This is a genomic window from Escherichia sp. E1V33 (assembly GCF_004211955.1).
Classification (GTDB): Bacteria; Pseudomonadota; Gammaproteobacteria; order Enterobacterales; family Enterobacteriaceae; genus Escherichia.
The window spans coordinates 1-17,163 of sequence record NZ_RHJI01000010.1 but is presented as its reverse complement, the minus strand read 5'-3'; the positions used below and the strand labels follow the sequence as shown (position 1 = coordinate 17,163).

Annotated in this window: 22 protein-coding genes and 2 pseudogenes; 22 read left to right on the top strand and 2 right to left on the bottom strand. The window is 49.7% G+C overall.

The genetic code is table 11. The features are described 5' to 3' along the window. Positions 1-6 precede the first annotated feature (6 nt). The 21 genes from D9742_RS08060 (at position 7) to D9742_RS07960 (ending at position 15,020) form a co-directional block, all read left to right on the top strand. Complete coding sequence (locus D9742_RS08060) at positions 7-1,146, top strand: major capsid family protein (protein WP_107164420.1); 1,140 nt, start codon at positions 7-9, stop codon at positions 1,144-1,146. Between the two features lie 40 nt (positions 1,147-1,186). Next, positions 1,187-1,552, top strand: coding sequence for a hypothetical protein (locus D9742_RS08055; RefSeq protein ID WP_107164421.1), 366 nt, complete (start codon positions 1,187-1,189; stop codon positions 1,550-1,552). A gap of 3 nt (positions 1,553-1,555) precedes the next feature. Continuing rightward, positions 1,556-1,987, top strand: coding sequence for a DUF4054 domain-containing protein (locus D9742_RS08050; RefSeq protein WP_130236549.1), 432 nt, complete (start codon positions 1,556-1,558; stop codon positions 1,985-1,987). Further along, positions 1,987-2,442, top strand: coding sequence for a hypothetical protein (locus D9742_RS08045; RefSeq protein ID WP_130236548.1), 456 nt, complete (start codon positions 1,987-1,989; stop codon positions 2,440-2,442). The genes D9742_RS08050 and D9742_RS08045 overlap by 1 nt, the downstream gene beginning before the upstream one ends. Next, on the top strand, positions 2,442-2,810 hold the full coding sequence (locus tag D9742_RS08040) for a hypothetical protein (RefSeq protein ID WP_130236547.1): 369 nt from the start codon (positions 2,442-2,444) through the stop codon (positions 2,808-2,810). Before D9742_RS08045 ends, D9742_RS08040 begins: the two co-directional genes overlap by 1 nt. Then, complete coding sequence (locus D9742_RS08035; RefSeq protein ID WP_131131012.1) at positions 2,738-3,340, top strand: hypothetical protein; 603 nt, start codon at positions 2,738-2,740, stop codon at positions 3,338-3,340. Before D9742_RS08040 ends, D9742_RS08035 begins: the two co-directional genes overlap by 73 nt. Positions 3,341-3,352: 12 nt before the next feature. Then, the gene (locus tag D9742_RS08030; protein WP_130236546.1) at positions 3,353-4,879 is read left to right on the top strand and encodes a DUF3383 family protein; all 1,527 of its coding nucleotides are present in this window, start codon (positions 3,353-3,355) and stop codon (positions 4,877-4,879) included. A 48-nt stretch (positions 4,880-4,927) separates the two neighbouring features. Then, complete coding sequence (locus D9742_RS08025; RefSeq protein ID WP_107164427.1) at positions 4,928-5,377, top strand: hypothetical protein; 450 nt, start codon at positions 4,928-4,930, stop codon at positions 5,375-5,377. A 1-nt stretch (position 5,378) separates the two neighbouring features. After that, a complete protein-coding gene (locus D9742_RS08020) occupies positions 5,379-5,831 on the top strand; it encodes a hypothetical protein (protein ID WP_117343382.1) in 453 nt (150 codons plus the stop codon). 190 nt (positions 5,832-6,021) lie between these two features. Beyond that, entirely contained in the window at positions 6,022-6,483 is a 462-nt protein-coding gene (locus tag D9742_RS08015; protein ID WP_130236545.1) for a hypothetical protein, read from the top strand. After that, positions 6,480-6,995, top strand: coding sequence for a hypothetical protein (locus tag D9742_RS08010; protein ID WP_130236544.1), 516 nt, complete (start codon positions 6,480-6,482; stop codon positions 6,993-6,995). Before D9742_RS08015 ends, D9742_RS08010 begins: the two co-directional genes overlap by 4 nt. A gap of 55 nt (positions 6,996-7,050) precedes the next feature. Beyond that, positions 7,051-8,760, top strand: coding sequence for a phage tail tape measure protein (locus D9742_RS08005; RefSeq protein WP_130236543.1), 1,710 nt, complete (start codon positions 7,051-7,053; stop codon positions 8,758-8,760). After that, positions 8,760-9,389, top strand: coding sequence for a phage baseplate protein (locus tag D9742_RS08000; RefSeq protein ID WP_130236542.1), 630 nt, complete (start codon positions 8,760-8,762; stop codon positions 9,387-9,389). The genes D9742_RS08005 and D9742_RS08000 overlap by 1 nt, the downstream gene beginning before the upstream one ends. Then, complete coding sequence (locus D9742_RS07995; protein WP_130236541.1) at positions 9,389-9,691, top strand: hypothetical protein; 303 nt, start codon at positions 9,389-9,391, stop codon at positions 9,689-9,691. Before D9742_RS08000 ends, D9742_RS07995 begins: the two co-directional genes overlap by 1 nt. Beyond that, a complete protein-coding gene (locus D9742_RS07990) occupies positions 9,684-10,583 on the top strand; it encodes a hypothetical protein (protein ID WP_107164434.1) in 900 nt (299 codons plus the stop codon). Before D9742_RS07995 ends, D9742_RS07990 begins: the two co-directional genes overlap by 8 nt. Continuing rightward, positions 10,543-11,196, top strand: coding sequence for a Gp138 family membrane-puncturing spike protein (locus tag D9742_RS07985; RefSeq protein ID WP_346477126.1), 654 nt, complete (start codon positions 10,543-10,545; stop codon positions 11,194-11,196). Before D9742_RS07990 ends, D9742_RS07985 begins: the two co-directional genes overlap by 41 nt. After that, the gene (locus D9742_RS07980; protein ID WP_130236539.1) at positions 11,193-11,543 is read left to right on the top strand and encodes a hypothetical protein; all 351 of its coding nucleotides are present in this window, start codon (positions 11,193-11,195) and stop codon (positions 11,541-11,543) included. The genes D9742_RS07985 and D9742_RS07980 overlap by 4 nt, the downstream gene beginning before the upstream one ends. Continuing rightward, positions 11,530-12,738, top strand: a complete 1,209-nt coding sequence (locus D9742_RS07975) for a hypothetical protein (RefSeq protein ID WP_130236538.1) — start codon at positions 11,530-11,532, stop codon at positions 12,736-12,738. The genes D9742_RS07980 and D9742_RS07975 overlap by 14 nt, the downstream gene beginning before the upstream one ends. After that, the gene (locus D9742_RS07970; RefSeq protein WP_130236537.1) at positions 12,735-13,388 is read left to right on the top strand and encodes a DUF2612 domain-containing protein; all 654 of its coding nucleotides are present in this window, start codon (positions 12,735-12,737) and stop codon (positions 13,386-13,388) included. The genes D9742_RS07975 and D9742_RS07970 overlap by 4 nt, the downstream gene beginning before the upstream one ends. Position 13,389: 1 nt before the next feature. Further along, on the top strand, positions 13,390-14,424 hold the full coding sequence (locus D9742_RS23380; protein ID WP_240780523.1) for a phage tail protein: 1,035 nt from the start codon (positions 13,390-13,392) through the stop codon (positions 14,422-14,424). Next, entirely contained in the window at positions 14,424-15,020 is a 597-nt protein-coding gene (locus tag D9742_RS07960) for a tail fiber assembly protein (RefSeq protein ID WP_130236536.1), read from the top strand. The genes D9742_RS23380 and D9742_RS07960 overlap by 1 nt, the downstream gene beginning before the upstream one ends. A 65-nt stretch (positions 15,021-15,085) precedes the next feature. On the opposite strand, the pseudogene D9742_RS23780 reads toward D9742_RS07960, so the two are convergent. Next, positions 15,086-15,187: pseudogene (locus D9742_RS23780) on the bottom strand (DinI family protein); the annotation flags it as partial. 100 nt (positions 15,188-15,287) lie between these two features. Beyond that, positions 15,288-16,421, bottom strand: coding sequence for an acyltransferase (locus tag D9742_RS07950; protein ID WP_130236535.1), 1,134 nt, complete (start codon positions 16,419-16,421; stop codon positions 15,288-15,290). Between the two features lie 323 nt (positions 16,422-16,744). On the opposite strand from D9742_RS07950, the pseudogene D9742_RS07945 reads away from it, so the two are divergent. Further along, positions 16,745-17,163 (top strand): annotated as a pseudogene (locus D9742_RS07945) (phage tail protein); the annotation flags it as partial.

The window sequence follows — 17,163 nt, the reverse complement described above, 5'->3', positions numbered from 1 at the left end:
TAACAAATGCCTAAAATCTCAAAGGTGCATAAGCGCCTGTCTCCTGCTGCCGCAAAATTGCTGCAAAGCAAGCTGCGCGGCATTGCGATGGATTCAGCGGATAACGTCCGCTCCCTCGCTAAGGTGGGGATCCACGTATCTGATTTCGCTGCTCAGTCGTACGCTCAGGCGTATGGTATGGACGCCGCCGTCAGCATTCCCGGCCTGACCGTCAACGCCTCTCAGGGCAACAGCCCTTACATGCAATTCCTGCAGGCGTGGCTGCCTGGCCAGGTGCAGGTGATCACCGCCGCCCGTAAAGCTGATGAGCTGATGGGCGTGGTAACTGCTGGCGCGTGGGAAGACGAAGAAGTTATCCAGGAAATTCTGGAACTGGTCGGCGTGGCTCAGCCGTACACCGACTATGGCAACATCCCGCTGTCCAGTTGGAACCTGACCTATGAAAAGCGCGGCGTGGTTCGCTTTGAAGAAGGTCTGCAGGTTGGTGAGCTCGAAGGCCTGCGTTCTGGTCGCATCGGCATTAACGCCTCAGAAACCAAACGTAACGCCGCCTCCCTGGCGCTGGAAATCTCCCGAAACCGTGTGGCCTTCTTCGGCTATGCGACGCATCCTGACACCCGCCCGATTTACGGCTACCTGAACGATCCGAACCTCCCGGCATATATCACCGTGTCAGCTGGCACTGGCGGTACCACCTGGGACAAAAAGACCTATGCGGAAATCGTGCGTGACCTGCTGACCGGTTTGGCTGCGTTGCGCGTTCAGTCGAAAGAAGTCATCGACCCAACCGCTACGCCAATCATCCTGGCTGTGGCATCGGAAAAAGTTGACTACCTGTCGACACCAAACGACCTGGGTGAAACGCCGTACGACTGGCTGCGTGAGAACTACCCGAACGTAACCGTCAAATCAGCCATTGAGCTGGATGATGCTAACGGCGGTGCTGACGTGTTCTACCTGTACGCAGAAACGGTTGGTGATTCCGGTACCGACGGTGGCGGTGTAATCGACCAGATCGTACCGTCCCGCTTCCGCGCGCTGGGTGTGGATACATCCTGCAAACTGGTTACCGAAGACTTCACTAACGCCACTTCCGGTGCTCTGGTGAAACGTCCATTCGCTGTCTATCGCGCAAGCGGCATCTGATTTTAAGGGGCTTCGGCCCCGATTCTTTCTGGAGATAACCATGCCAGCAGTTTATTCGTCCTGTACCTCTGACAACTTTTTCCCGGTCTGGAAAGGCCATGCGCGTAAGGACACCTACGACAAGGGGGTCCTGATTAAAGGCGGTGCCAACTCGCAAGACAAGCGCACCATGATCACCCCACGCGGCGTGGCGACAGTAGTCACTACCGAAGAACTCGATCAGCTCAAAGCAGACCCGGCATTCATGGGCTTCGTTGAGCGCGGCTTCATGTCCTTCGACGAGAAGGCAAAACACGGACATGACGCCGAAGAGCGCGGCGCTGAGATGGACAAAGACAAGTCTGCCCAGGACACCGCTGAAGACTACAAAAAGATGGGCAAGAAGGCTCCTAAAGAGGAGAAGTAACCCATGATCGACGTCGCTGAGTTCCGAGAAAAATTCCCGGCCTTCGCCAATCCAGTGCTGTACCCAACTGACAGTATCCTGCTGATGGCCGAAATGGTGGATTGCTACATCGACGTTGGTAATCGCTGGTTCCGATGCGTGAAGTGTCAGGAATTAATGACCGAACTTCTCACAGCCCACCTGCTGATGATTAACGGCACACCTGCAGCACCAGCCAGCGGCGCAACCGGAATCATCAGCAATGCAACGGTTGGCTCTGTTAGCGTCGGTTTCACTAATGCAGCGTCGAGCAAGGGCGCGTTCATGGCCTGGCTGGGAAAGACGCCTTACGGCGAACAACTGGCAGCATTGCTGGCTCGGCTGTCGATTGGCCTTGGCTATATCGGTGGCGCTCCGGAGCGTCGTGCATTCAGAAAGGTTGGCGGGAGGTTCTGATGGGCAGAGGTCTGGATGAGCTGGTTAAGCGCGTGCAGGAGATGGGGCGACTGAAGGCTGAGGTCGGATGGATGGATACTGCCAAGTACGATGACTCGGGAGTTCCGGTAGCGTTAGTTGCTCAAACTCAGGAGTTTGGAAGCCCGGCGCAGAATATCCCCCCAAGGCCATTTGTCAGGCCAACCATCGCGGCAGAAGGCAGGAGCTGGTCAGAGTTGATGGGAAGAGGTGTTAGGGCTGTATCTGCTGGGGAGAGGACGCCTTTGCAGATATTCACAGCAATCGGAGAGCAGGCAGCCGGTGATGTGAGAATGACCATTACGCTGGTTAATAACCCTCCACTTGCCGATTCTACACGTAAAGCGCGTATTGCCAAAGGTCGAGAACCTGATAAGCCACTGCAGGATTCCGGGGTGATGCGCGCCTCCTGCACATCAATCGTTAAGGAGAAATAATGTTCGTACCAGGTTCAAATCTCCTTGGCATGGCGTTATCAGCGATTAACCCGTCTACTGGCGTCCAGATTAAGCGCTTTCTCGGTCAGCAAGAGAATGACTTCGGCAAAACCATCAACGCGTACAGCGCTCCTGAGTCTCTTTATGGTGCATCCGTTCAGCCACTTTCATTTCGTGATATCCAGCAGTTCGGTCTGACTACCGGGCGCGAGTACATCACTGCGTGGATCCAGACTGGTGCCAACTCTGCGTATCGTGGAGCGGCGGCAGATGTAATCCTCTGGAATGCCGCTGAGTGGGAAATTATTCAGCCAACAAACTGGAAGGTTCAGGACGGATGGACACAACTGGTGGCGGTGAAGCAATGAACGAGATTTATAAACTCATTCGGGAAGTGCTCATCTCCGGGTTTGCTGGGCATGGCATGACTGTGCGGGTGATGCAGAGCTATTCCGGTGTTTCGACCGGGCCGCCGGCTGTACCCGCAATCATCATGCACCACATTACCAGCGAGCGTGTCGGCTGGCAGTCAAGGAAGCCCAGAGTGACGAGCGGCAACCCGGAAATAATCGAACGCCAGAACGTTGCTGAGACCATTCAGTTTAACGCGGTGCTGCCGTACGTGAAGCCAGAAGACGAAACCGTTGATACACCCACAGTTCAGGGTGTGCTGACAACCGCCTCGCTGATCCTTCAAAGTCATTCGATGCTCACTGCGCTAAAAGCCGCAGGTATGGGCATGCAGGTAGTGAAGCCCATAACTTCCAATTACATTCAGAACGAGGCCGAGCAGTGGGAGAACGTCCCGAGCTTCGATCTGATCATCTGTCACAAACTCACACTAACCCATGACGTGGGTAAGGTTGAGCAAATCACCAGCGGGATATACCGCGTTTAACGAGGATTGCTGATGAGCATCTCTATTAAGAAATACGTGGACATTACGTCCGGCGTAGGAGGCAGCGCGGCCGTTAAAGAGCGCGAGCTTATCCTTCGCCTGTTCACGAAGGACACGAAGGTTCCTGCTGGCGTAGTGATGGAATTTACCGACATTAACGATGTGGCCACGACCTTTGGTACCGTGTCTGAGGAGTACAAACGAGCCGCGCTATATTTTGGCTTTGTGTCGAAGATCATCACCAAAGCAAAAAAAATCGCCTTCGCGCATTACAGCGATGCTTCTTCTGCAGCGGCTCCGGGGATTGTCGGCGGTACCCCAATGACCACTATCGCGACATGGCAGGCCATTACTGACGGGGCTGTTCGTATCACTGTTGACCAGTCTGATTACCTGCTGGACGATCTCGACTTCTCTTCAGCTGCGGCTCTGGCTGATGTCGCAACTGCTATCCAGACCAAACTACGTGGCATTCTCGGCGGCGCGACGGTTACTTACGACTCTTTGGCACAAAAGTTCAACGCATCGTTTGTTGGTCATGATGTTCCTGCGGCGGTAAACGTGATTGCTGCGGGTACCGGTGTTGATATCGCCGACAATCTTGGCTGGACTACTGCGAAAGGTATGCTTACCTCTCCGGGGTCAAATGCCACTACCGTACTCGATTACGTGATCGAGGCGGATGAAATCAGCGACAATTACGGCTCATTCGCTTTCTGCGGTACCGCGCTTACTCATGATATCGTACAGAGTATCGCTGCGTGGAACGCAACGCAGAACGTTAAATACATGTACCTGGTGCCGGTGACAATGGCTGATTACGGCACATGGTATGGAACGCTGCAAACCTATAGCGGCTGCGCGATGACCATCGTCAACGACGCCAACACAGAGTTTGATGAACAAATTCCCGGCATTATCCTTGGCGCCACCGACTACAAACAGCGCAACGCCAGCCAGAACTACATGTTCCAGCAGGTGTCAGGTATCACTCCGAAGGTTGATAGTAATACTGACGCCAATGCGATCGACACTGACACTCGCGTGAACTACTACGGTCGCACGAAGAACGCAGGCCAGGCTATCGACTTTTACCAGAACGGCTATCTGTGTGGCACCAATACGGATCCGCTGCAGATGAACGTTTATGCCAACGAGCAGTGGTTTAAATCGGCCGCGACCGCCGTACTGATGTCTGGCCTTCTGTCATTGCCAATCATCCCAGCAACTGAAGAAGGGCGCGCTATCGTGATCAGCCTGCTTAACGGCGGTGATGATGCGCCAATCCCACGCGCGCAGTTCAACGGCACTATTAAAGCCGAGAAGGATTTGACGGTTACGCAGAAGGCTTACGTCACTCAAATCACGGGCGACCCGCTGGCATGGCACCAGGTGCAGTCGATTGGCTACTGGCTTGATGCCTCCGTGCAGCAGGAGTCGCAGACGAACGGCACTATCAAATACGTTATCGACTATCTGCTGGTCTACTCGAAGGCCGACGCGGTAAACAAAATCACCGGTCGGGATATCCTGATTTAACGAACCTGATAAGGCTGCCGTGCGCAGCCTTTTTTCTGGAGATAACAGATGCAAGACATCGCAGGCTTTGGCCTACAGGTTCGCGTAATCGCGAGCAAGACGTATCCTTCCGGGTTTACTATCACTGAGTTCGCTGATGATGCTGACCCGTTCGACCTGCCAACTTTGCAGATCAACGATGCAGCTATGGGGCTCAACGGCGATATGGTGCACTGGTCTAAGGCTAACCCAATTCCTCTGGCAATTGCGGTGATCCCTGGCGGCGAAGATGACAAGAATCTGGCAGTCGTATTTGAAGCCAACCGTGCTGCTCGCGGTAAGCGCCCCGCAAAAGATACCATCACCATCGTCGGTACGTATCCGAACGGCTCCACCATCACGCTGACGCCGGGTATCATTTTTGATGGTCTCCCGGGTAACGCGGTGGCGTCCGCGGGCCGTATGAAATCGAAGGTCTATAACTTCCGTTTTGAAGGCATGAGCCGGGTAGAGGTATAACGTGGCTGAATTACTGGAAGCGAAAAACGTCACGGTGAAAGACCGGGCAGGTAACGATGTACCGTTCATCATCGGTAAGTTCCCGGCCATTGCAGCGCGCGAGATTGCCGCAAAGTACCCAACATCGATTGCAGCACTGGCGAAGCAGTGGGAAGAGAACCAGTACGCTGAGAGTGAGAAGATCATGCTCAAAGCGATGACATTCGTTGAGCGCGTCCTGGACGATGGTTCTACTATCCGTTTGAGCACCGCAGCCCTGGTCGACAACCACGTTCCCGATGGTGAAGCGCTGATGCGCCTTGAGAAAGAGTTGCTCGAGTACAACTTCTCTTTCTTCGAAAAGTTCACCCGCTCCATTTCCTCCGGCGGTATCGTGCAGAATATGATCAAGTTGATTACGTCAACGCTGACCAGTTCATTGCAACAATCCTCTCGGCAGGACAAGCAACCCTGACAGAACTGAAGACCTCCGTCACGCTGGAGGAGGCCTTTAGCCTTTGGGAAATTGTCATGACCACCCGGTTTAACGAGTGGTGGGCAATGGAGCAGATCAATAAACGACACAGTTGATATCGAAAATTCATGTCCATGCCGTAGCCTGTGTTACTTTTATCGAAGTATTAGTGATATTGGTGAGGGTGGGTGTGAAATATTCTGATTTCAAAAAGATGACATATCGGCAGCGTCGTGATTACATTAAAAATGGCGGTAAAGTAGAGCGTACTTTAGGGCAAAAGATTGTTTACTACGGGTCCACAACTTTCCTTATCTTGGTGGCTCTCTGGTTTGTGAGATCGTGCTCTAATCAGCCAAGAGATAATCAATACATCTCCGACATGATGATTTCAATGTGCACTACCGAGGTCAAGGATAGGGCCAAGGATCCGGGAAGCTTTGAAGTAGACAGGGCGAACACAATCTCAAGCAGCACTACCGACGGCTACAAAGTTGAGATGGTTTTTCGCGCCAAAAATTCTTTTGGGGCATTGGTTCCTGGCTCTGCAATATGCAAGTTCAGTAAGCTTGGCTCAGATAACAAGCCATTGCTGGAGTCAAAAGAGAAGGCTGTATTGATGTCAGTTTCCATTAATGGGAAGCGCGCATGATGGAAAAAATCGTCTCAGACTTGGTAGAAAAACACGGTATTGATAGCGCTCTCGCTGACAAAATAGCCGCAGATTTTCTGGGTATGGATTTTGATAAGTTTCAGGTTGAAATGTCGGATCTTGAACTGGCAGTGCTAAAGTCAGGCGGCAATTTGCAGGAGCTATCCGTGTATCTGACGGAAAGATATCCAGATATTGGAGCTAAAGCGAAGGGCTTCATTGCAACTAGATTCTTTTGCAAATATGCATCATATGAAAAAATCAATAAATCTCTTAAGGCTGGCATCAAAACCGGTGAATGGATTTATAGCGGTGTCGTGTGTGGTCATTCAGGTCTGTCATCGAAAAAATTCAAACTCTCGGATGGCGCATTTTTCAAAGATGGCAATATTTTTCCTGGGCGAGAATGGGATTGCCGCTGCTCCTTTAAACCGGTGATTAGTTTCCTCGACGAAGAGGAAGAAACCCCACCACCTAAAAAAGGCTTTTTCTCCAGATTGTTTGGTGGATAGCCAATATTCCACAGGTTAACAACCCCGCTATGCGGGGTTTTTTATTGGAGCCAGCATGGGCATTCTCGACACATTTGTATTCCTGCTTGAAACGGACAATCGCGACGCACTGAGAGGTTTACGTGATGCAGATAACGCGCTTGACGATGTAGAGGATGGTTCAAAAAGTGCGCATAAGTCAATGCTCGGCATGTTCGATGGTGTTCTACAAAAAGCAGGAATAACCACTGACGGATTTAAAGAGCTCGCGGTAAGCGCATTGGGTATTGCTGGGGCTGGCTTGTCTCTTAATGCGGTGCTTGATCACATGGCCGAAATGCTTAGCAAGGTGAAGGCGGCGGAAACTGTAGGCGTAGATATCGGGCAGTACGACGCACTATCCAAAACATTTCAGTCGCTCGGCGTAGACGCCGATGGCTTCCGTGATTCCATGATCGATCTCAACGAAGCGATGGGCGAAGCGGCTTCTGACGCAAAATCAGGGAAGGCGGAATCATTCAAAACCTTTGGTGTCAGCCTGAAAGACGCTAAAGGGAATATTAAATCAGCAGATCAGGCTCTTCTTGAGTTGGCTGGTTCCATGGAAAAAATGGACAAGCAGCAGGCTACCTTCCAAATCAAGCAGCTCGGCATCACCGATAACGCAGTCATAGCTGCAATGCTTAACGGGCAGAAAGCGCTTGAAAGACAGATTCAACTTCAGAAAGACCTTGGTGTTCTGAATGAGAAAGATGTTGAGCAGCTAAAGCGATTTAAACAGGCGCAAAACGAGCTATCAACAATATTCTCACGCTTTGCCGATCAGTTGGCAATGGCTGTCGTTCCTGCGCTGGAATTGGTCATCGAGACAACTCAAAAAGTAATAGCCTGGGGTAGAGAGCATAAAGCCTTCCTCTTCACCTTCTTTGGGGCGCTTGCAACCGTAGTTATTCCGGCCTTGACTGCATCGCTATGGCGAATGGCGGCGGCCGCATGGGGCGCGATGGCGCCATTTATTCCATTCATCGCCGTGGCTGCTGCTCTGGGGCTGGTAGTAGAAGATCTCTGGCAGTATTTTAATGGCGGTGAGTCGGTAATCGGCGATCTGGTTCAGCAGTTCCCTGCGCTGGCTGGCGTTCTGGATAATGTGAAAGAAAGCTTCCTTGGTGCATGGGAGGCGCTAAAACTCCTGTTCTCTGATCCATCGCAGTTCATGGTCGTGTTAGTCGCGGAGCTAAAGGCTAGTTGGGATGAGATCGTGAACGGTGTAGTAGATGCCGGTGATGCTATTGCAGATGCCTTAAGCCGGGCATGGGAGAAACTATCAGCCGATACTAAACAGGTATTTACCGAGCTGTTGGAGTGGGTGAAGGGAATTTTCTCCAATATAGGTGCTGACATTGCTAATGGTGTTGGTAATGCAGCCATCAAAGCCAAGAACGCCGTCAAAAGTTTTCTGGGCATGGATACGAGTGAAGATGCGCAACCGACAACAACCGGATCGCCAGATGCACAATCCATTAATGATGGCGCAAATCCTAACACTGAGATACCAGCGCTGGCAGCCGCAAAATCTGCTCATCAATCAATTGCAATGGCTCCAATGATTCCCCCTTCATCCTCTCGCTCATCAAGCATCAGCAACACGCAAAACGTCAATGTCGCCAAGGTCGAAGTGACCACGCAGGCCACTGATGCGCAGGGGATCGCCAGCAGCATGACTGATGGGCTGAAGAATGCTTACGGAGATATGGCAAACCAGTATGACGACGGAAGGAGCCATTAATGTCTTCATTCTCTGACCTGATGAATACCGCATCCGGATCCCTGTCATCGTACAACATGGTGATGTCTTCATTCGCTGTGGATGTCGTACGGATTACGGATGAGTTCGGCGCGCAGATGTTCACTGAGTGCCGGGCTATGCGTGCTGCAGTGAATCGTTCTTCCGATCTGTGTGAGCATCCGCTGGAAACCGGCAACACCATCGCTGACTTTAAAATCATCAAACCTAACGTCGCGCAGCTCACGATGTTTATCCCGGCTGATGCGTATGGTTCGGTGTATAGCGACATTGAGCAGGCCTACGTCAACAGTACATCGCTGATCGTACAGACCCGCGCATCTTCTTATGCGGATATGGTTATCACCGACATGCCGCACGATGAGGCGCCAGATCTTGGTGACACGGTAGCTGTAACTCTAACCCTAAAAGAGGTTCAGTGGTTCACATCGACCGTTGAAACGATGCCTGCCAAAGAGGTTGCGGTGTCCAGCAAGTCTGCGAAAACAGGCGGAACAGCAAAGCCTGATGCCGACACTGTGAAGCAGGGGCAGAAACGCCCATCTGAGGCTTCTCCAGCCACCCAAACAAAATCCAGCTCTGTGGCGAAGGATATTAAGGACTGGTTCTGATGAAGCAAATTCCATTGAAGTCTTTCCCAAGGCAATCACTTTCCGTTGTCCTCGAGGGCGCTTTGTATGAGCTATCCCTCAAAGAGTGCAACGGCATCATGGCGGTCTCAGTCACTCGCGATGGCATAGTAATCGTCAACAATCGCCGTGCGGTTGCCAGTGCGCCAATCATTCCATCGCGTTACCTCAATGACGGTAATTTTTTCATCATCACCGACAATGACGAGCTGCCGTACTACACATCTTTTGAGGGGAGCGATGTTTTTGTCTGGATGACGAATGAGGAGATCGACAATGCTTGATGGCCGTGTGCTAAAAATTGGAATCGAGATTAACGGGCAGATGAAGTTTTACGAAGGCGCGGCCGCCACGGCGAAGATTGTTAAAACGTCAGATGGAAAACAGAACAGCTGCCAGATAACACTCGACAACCTCCTTCTTGAAACCATTGATTATCTCGTCACCGAAACTTCCCCCTGGAACCCAAACCAGAAGCCAAAGTTGATCACCGTGATGGCCGGTCGCCAGTCCACTGGTGTAGAGACTATCTATAACGGTGATGTTGTTCTGGCTGAACCCAGCATGCCGCCTGATCGCCGACTCACCATGAAGGCTCTAACCCAGAACGGAGCGAAGTACAAATGGGCGTCGCGTTCGTCTCCGAAAACAACCCAGCTCTCCGAACTGTGTAAGGGGGTAGCGAAAGACTACGACCTGACTCTGCGGTTTGAGGCCAAAGACAAGACCGTTGCCAACTACGTCTATAACGGGCCCGTCGGCAAGCAGATACAAAAACTTGAGCAGGTGGGCGATGTAGACTGCTTTATTGACGATGATTTCCTGGTGGTTAAAGACCTTGGGAAAGGAATGAAGGGCGAAGTGAGGGTAATCTCGTCGGCTACCGGAATGATTGGCAACCCGGTTCTGGATGATAAAGGCGTTAAGGTGCGCATGCTGTTCGACCCGTCAGTAAAGCTTGGGCAGCAGATTGAAATTCAGTCCTCGGTCAACAAAGCCGCAAATGGTCAGTACGTGATTTACAACTGGGCAGCCAGCCTGGCGACGCACGAAAACGACTGGTATCTCGACCTGTCCTGCAACAACGACAACATCACATCAATAGCCGAAAAACGCGAGGCGCAGAAGAAAGCTGATGCCAAATCCAACTCCAAGCCAAAAGCCGGGACAAAGTGACAGCCTTTCAGGCTCAATGGACCTGGTGCTGAGAAAGTTTTTGCTCGATGTCGATGACATGTTGCCGGCAAGAATCGTGTCGTATAACCCCCCGCCGGTTAATCGGGCACAAATAGAAATTCTCTATAAAGTCACCATGACGGACGGCTCCCTGAATCCACTTAGGGCGCCCGCAGAGGTCCCGGTGCTGACAATCGGTGGCGGTGGTATGTGCCTTACGTTTCCGATAAAACCAGGCGACCTGGGATGGATAAAGGCAAGTGACAGGGATATGTCGTTATTCCTGCAGAGTTATGAAGCGGAGCCGGGCAATACAACCCGGCTTCACTGTTTTGAGGACGGCGTCTTTATACCGGATGTAATGAAGGACTTTGTTGTCAGCGATGGTACAGCTGCCACGCTACAGACTATCGACGGCACGACATCAGTAGCGGTTAAGCCAGGTAGCATAGTGCTGACAGCGGGCTCCACTGTCGTGTCGATAACTGAAAGCGGTATTGAGTCCAATAAGCCGATCAAAGCACCACAATTCACTGACGGCACCATCAATACGTTTGGTCACGTCCATACCAATCCGGAGGGCGGCAACGTAGGGCCGATGAAGAACCCATGAAGACATTAGCCACCAACAATGACTTTGATATCTACCTTGATAACTCCCGAAACCTAGCAATGGCTACTGATCTTCAGGCCGTCATTCAGACGTGCGAACACGTAGCCAGGACAAAGCTAACTGAGTTGCCGTACGCGCAGTCGCGCGGTATCCCGTTCTTCGATATCGCATTGGGGTCCCAACCAGACATTAGCCGGTACGACATGTTCCTGCGAAAGGTCTACAAGACCGTTCCAGGCGTCGAAGGAGTGGGGAACATAAATTTCGCAAAAGACGGCGATACGCTGAGTTACACCGCCCAGATAAGAACGATTTACGGAACGGAGAGCGCAAGTGGAATCATATAAATACCTCTCGCCAGAAGGTGTGATTGTCCCGGATACATCGCAAATCCTGACTGATACAGAGAATGAGTGGAAATCCACTTTTGGTAGCGATCTGGACGTTACGCCGGACACGCCGCAGGGCATGATCATCGCCAGCGACGTTGCAGTTCGTTCTGAAGTTGTAGCGAACAATGCTGCTGTAGCAAACCAGATTAACCCCAACTATGCAGGTGGCCTGTTCCTGGATGATATCTGGGCGCTAACAGGAGGGAAACGCCGGGCCTCAACATATACGCTTGTCGATGGTGTCGCGCTAACTGGTGTACCCGGCGTGGTGATACCGTCCGGCTCGAGGCGTTCATCAAATGGAAATCTGTTTGAGCTGCTTTCTACCGTCGCGCTGGATAACTCAGGGAAAGGAACCGGTATATTTCAGGCTCTGGAGCCAGGAGCCATTCCTTGTCCAGCTCATACGCTGAAAGACCCAGTCGTTGGGTACACGTCTGTGGGTTGGGAAACATCGGATAACCCGGTTGCCGGAACAATGGGTACTGAAGAGCAGTCAGACCTGTCAGCCAGGAAAGAACGGCGCCAGACTCTGGCCATTCAAGGTCGATCCATTGGAGAGGCTGTCTATTCAAATGTCAGGGCGGTGGTAGGGGTTAATTCGCTGTCGTTTCGTGAGAACGTAGACAACACAACTAAAACGATTGATGGGATTAGCCTTATTGGTCATTCAGTCTGGGCATGTGTTGATGGCGGCGAAGATGCCGCAGTTGCAGCAGCACTCTATCGCTCTAAAACAGGTGGGGCTGCGTGGAATGGGGCTGTAAGTGTTGATGTGACAGATGCCTGGTCTGGGCAGAAATCAACAGTCAAGTTTGACAGGCCTATAGCCAAGCCTGTTATGGCGAAATTTACGGTTGTCTCTAAAGGTGTTGGTACAGGCGATCCAACTTCGCTTATCAAAGATACCATCGTGAAATATGCAAACGGGCAACTCGATAATGGAGAAGAAGGGTTTACTCTCGGCACAGACGTATCTCCGTTCGAATTGTCAGCCGCAGCTAACACTGCCTCACCTCAAATATTTATTAAAAGCGTTGAGATAGCGAATAAAGCAACTACCCCGACCTGGTCAAAAGATGATATTTCGATAGGGTTAAACGAAAAGGCCACTATTCAGGTTGACGATATTCTTGTGGTGACAACATGAATATTCAACGGTTCGACTTTTCTCTGGATTTGATGAAGGTTTTAAAGTGGGAGTATGACCAGTCACCGAATCTGGCGAATATTTTTAACCTGAAGCAGAAATGGTATGACGCTAATCATCAGGTTTTCTGGACCTCGTGGGAAAGTGATGTATTCAATCTGTTTACTGCGAATGATTTCGGGCTGAATGTCTGGGCAGTCATCCTTAACCTACCTCTATACACCGAATCAAAAGCGAGCCCCGCAAACTATCCAGCGTTTGGATTTGCAGATTTTGGCCTGAATTTCGGCAGAAGTAACTTCGCGGTTGATGTTGACTCAGTAAATAAACTTACGGTCGAGCAAAAACGACAATTACTTCGCATGCGTTGGTGGCAGATAACTTCCGATGGCTCAATGCCTGCCATAAACCATGCTTTATATGACGTGTTCGGGAAAGATGTCTACGCACTCGATGGACAGGATATGACTATAACCGTTGTTTATCAGATTATCCTTCCAGATATCATGATGAGGCTCCTTCAGGATTTCGACCTTATCCCCAGACCATCAGGCGTTAAATTCAACCATCTTGTTAAACCACGAGATGCTTTTGGGTTTGCTGACTATAACCTCAATTTCGATCAGAATAATTCACAATTTGGGAGTTAATATGACCTCATTTATTAAGGTCCCCTTTGCATCATCAGGGGATAAAGCTGCCGTGCCTGATACTGATGCTGGAGGTGGTGTAAATATGACACAGGGGTATGGTCAGGCTTACTCTTTGGATCCTGCCACTGACCCATCAGCAAAACGAATTGAACGCGATAAGATGAACTGGTTATTCAACAGAATAACTCAGGCAATTAATGAGATTCAGTCAGGCGGAGTGGCACCTTTTATTACCAGTGCAGATAATGGTGGATCTGCTTTCTCTTATGGCAAAGGTGCTTTAGTTTCGTTGAGCGGGGTTGTTTATCAGTCTTTGGTGGCGAGCAATACAAGCACTCCACCAGGCGCGAACTGGTCAGCATTGCCAGAGAAAATACAACCTCTCGACGCCACCCTGACCGCATTAGCAGGATTAGTAGGTGCAGCCAATAAAATCCCGTACTTCAACGGTGTAGATGCCGCGGAGTTGACTGAGCTGACGCAAGTAGGTAGGGACATCATCGGCAAAACTGATATTACTGCTGTTCTCCAATACCTTGGTTTAGGAGCAGGTGTTCCGGCAATCGGAATTCCGTTCTTCTGGCCTTCTACAGTGATGCCAAATACGGTCATGGATGAATGGTCAGATATGGTATTTCTGAAATTTAACGGTGCGACATTTTCGGCAGCGACTTATCCGAAACTGGCTAAGGTTTTTCCCGGACTCAGGCTGACAGAAGCCCGGGGGGAGTTTCTGCGCGTGTGGGATGACGGACGCGGTATCGATAGCGGACGTTCATTGCTCAGTCCGCAGGGGGATGCAATCCGAAATATCACTGGCAGTCTGGGGTTTATTACGATGGTGGGGAATACCGTCGCTGACGGCGCGTTCACCGCCGGGGGCGCTCAGAACATTGTAAATTTAGGCGTTGATGGCAATCCGACGACATTAGCTCAGTTCGCTTTCTTTAACGCCGCAAATGCTGGCGTACCTGTGGCAGCAGAAAACCGCCCACGTAATATCTCGTTTAATCTTCTTGTGAGGGCAAAGTAATGAAACCTGTCTTCGATGCAGACGGACTGGCGGCAGAGCCGGGTGATGTTCGCTGTTTTTATTATGATGCGGTGACGGGGGAGTATACCGGCTGGTCAGATGAATATATCCATATCGGCGTGAGTATGCCTGGCAACTCCACCGATATTGACCCGGGCGAGGTCGTTGCCGGAAAGGTCCCTCTGTTCACTGGCACCGACTGGAAACAGGAAGAAGATCATCGGGGAATGACGGTTTATTCAACCGCTGATGGAAAGTCTGCGACAATTGATTATATTGGTCAGATTCGAGATGGCTACACCAGAATTGCTCCATCAACACCATATGATAAGTGGGATGGTGAAAAATGGGTAACTGATACCGCTGCAGAACATGCTGCTAATGTTGGTGCCGCTGAAGCGGAAAAACAATCCCGCATCGACAGGGCTAACGCGTTTATAAATAGTAAGCAGTGGCCAGGAAAGGCGGCTATTGGGCGTTTGAAAGGCGACGAACTGGCGCAATATAATCTATGGCTGGATTATCTTGACGCTCTTTATGCAGTTGATTTTTCTACAGCGCCTGATGTCAAATGGCCTGGCAAACCAGAGGAGTGATATTATCGAAAATAAATATTCGCCACAGCATCATCAAAACGTAACTGTGGCGGATATTTAAAATTTTACTCACTGACTAACCAGAACCCCGTTTCTTCAAGCATTTCCTGGACAGTACTGCTTATCTGTTCATTCTCATGCTTGTGGACGTTGGTGTTGAGCACTGATTGTCTCCCTGACATCAGTATCGGGAAAAACCAACGAGCCAACTCGCTTAACTCGTCCGGAGGGAAGTAGTTGATATAGACAAGCATATATTCATATTTTTTAAATTTTATGCAATCCGTCTGATGATTTATTATTTATTTTTTTGATAAACGGTAATTCTATAAAATGATAAGTGAAAGTAGATAACAGGCAAATGCCAAAGAAGGTCATAACAAGTATCGAAAGTAATAAGGGGCCAGTAGTCATCATTTTTGCGGATTTCAGATAGTTATAGACTGGGAAAAGTACTAATCCCTGTGTGAGATACAAACTGTAGCTAATCGCGCCTAATCTTTTGGCTGCTTTGGTTGTTAGTGCGCCAAAGAGTTCGGCTCCAGATATGATGCAAAAGAAAATAACAGCAAGGAAAGCAGTCTCCGGTGGGCTATATAATGTAGGGGCTGACAGAAAGGTTAGCAGTATGGCAGCTATCAAAATATAATTTGCATTAGTCTTGGACAGGATAATTCTTTCTTTCAACTCCCTGCAGAGCATCCCCGCAAAAAAATATGACCAAAGATATGCAGTATTCGTAAAGGACGGCAATAAATAAAACGAAAATGCAAAAAGAATAATAGTCAGTTCCATTGGTTTTTTATTGAGAATAAATAGCAATGGAAGAGAAAAATAAAACATCCACTCCCATTTCAATGTCCACGTAACTCCGGCTAACACAATGAATGGAGTCTGAAAAGTCGTTACTGGTGGTTTATTATCCCACAAGCTACCATCAAACCAGGACAGTATATTGGATATAGTGGTTAAAGTTAATGTGGTTTTTTCCGTGAAAATGAAAAGTATAGAAATACCCATGAATGAACAAAAGAAAGCTAATGGGACAATTCTAAGGAATCTTTTTTGATATAGGGTTACCCAATCAATATTTTTCTTGTCCCTAATTTTCCCCCAAAATAAGTAGGCTGTTGTCATGAAGAATAATGCTACACCATATTTTCCCATAGTTAAAAGCCACTGGGATATTGGGGTCCATTCCCCGGTTGTAAAATATGAATAGGAGCAATCCATATGATGAAGTATTACGAATGATGCAAGATAAAAACGCATTCCATCAAGACCGTTAGCACGATTTTGCTGAATGTCATCATCTAAAAATTTAAATATCGGTAAGCCGAAGGCGACTAATGCACCAATTATACAGAAAAATGCTAAAATAAATGAAAATGGTAGATTCATATAAGTAATGCTCTTCTTTTTTATGTTAAAGATAACCAGTTATTATCATAAATGTGCACGGAATTACTCTAGAATATCAGAATGTAACTCCATAGCAAGCAACCGCGCTTTGTCATACAACTAAGGCGACATTGAATCTCGTTTATGTATGTTTTTTTTCCAATTATATTAACCCAGCCTTTCAACGAAGTTAAATGCACTGCTAACCATCACTTTTCATAAATCTCAGTTGTGCCATTTCCCATACAAACCCCATCGCGTGCACCCTGCGCGTATCAACCAGAACATAGGCAGACCCCCTCTACAACCGGAGAGACTGCCTTATGGCTCAGGATTACCACCACGGAGTGCGCGTTGTTGAAGTCAACGAAGGCACCCGATCCATTACCACGGTGAGCACCGCCATCGTGGGTATGGTCTGCACGGGCGATGATGCCGATGCAAAAATGTTTCCTCTTAATAAACCCGTGCTGATCACTGATGTACTGACCGCCAGCGGTAAAGCGGGTGAGTCCGGCACGCTGGCCCGTTCGCTGGATGCCATCGCTGACCAGGCAAAACCCGTGACCGTTGTTGTGCGTGTGCCGCAGGGGGAAACGGAAGAAGAAACCACAACCAATATCATCGGCGCAGTGACTGCTGAAGGTAAAAAAACAGGCATGAAAGCCCTGTTATCTGCCCAGTCACAGCTCGGCGTTAAACCGCGCATTCTCGGCGTGCCGGGTCACGATAACAAAGCCGT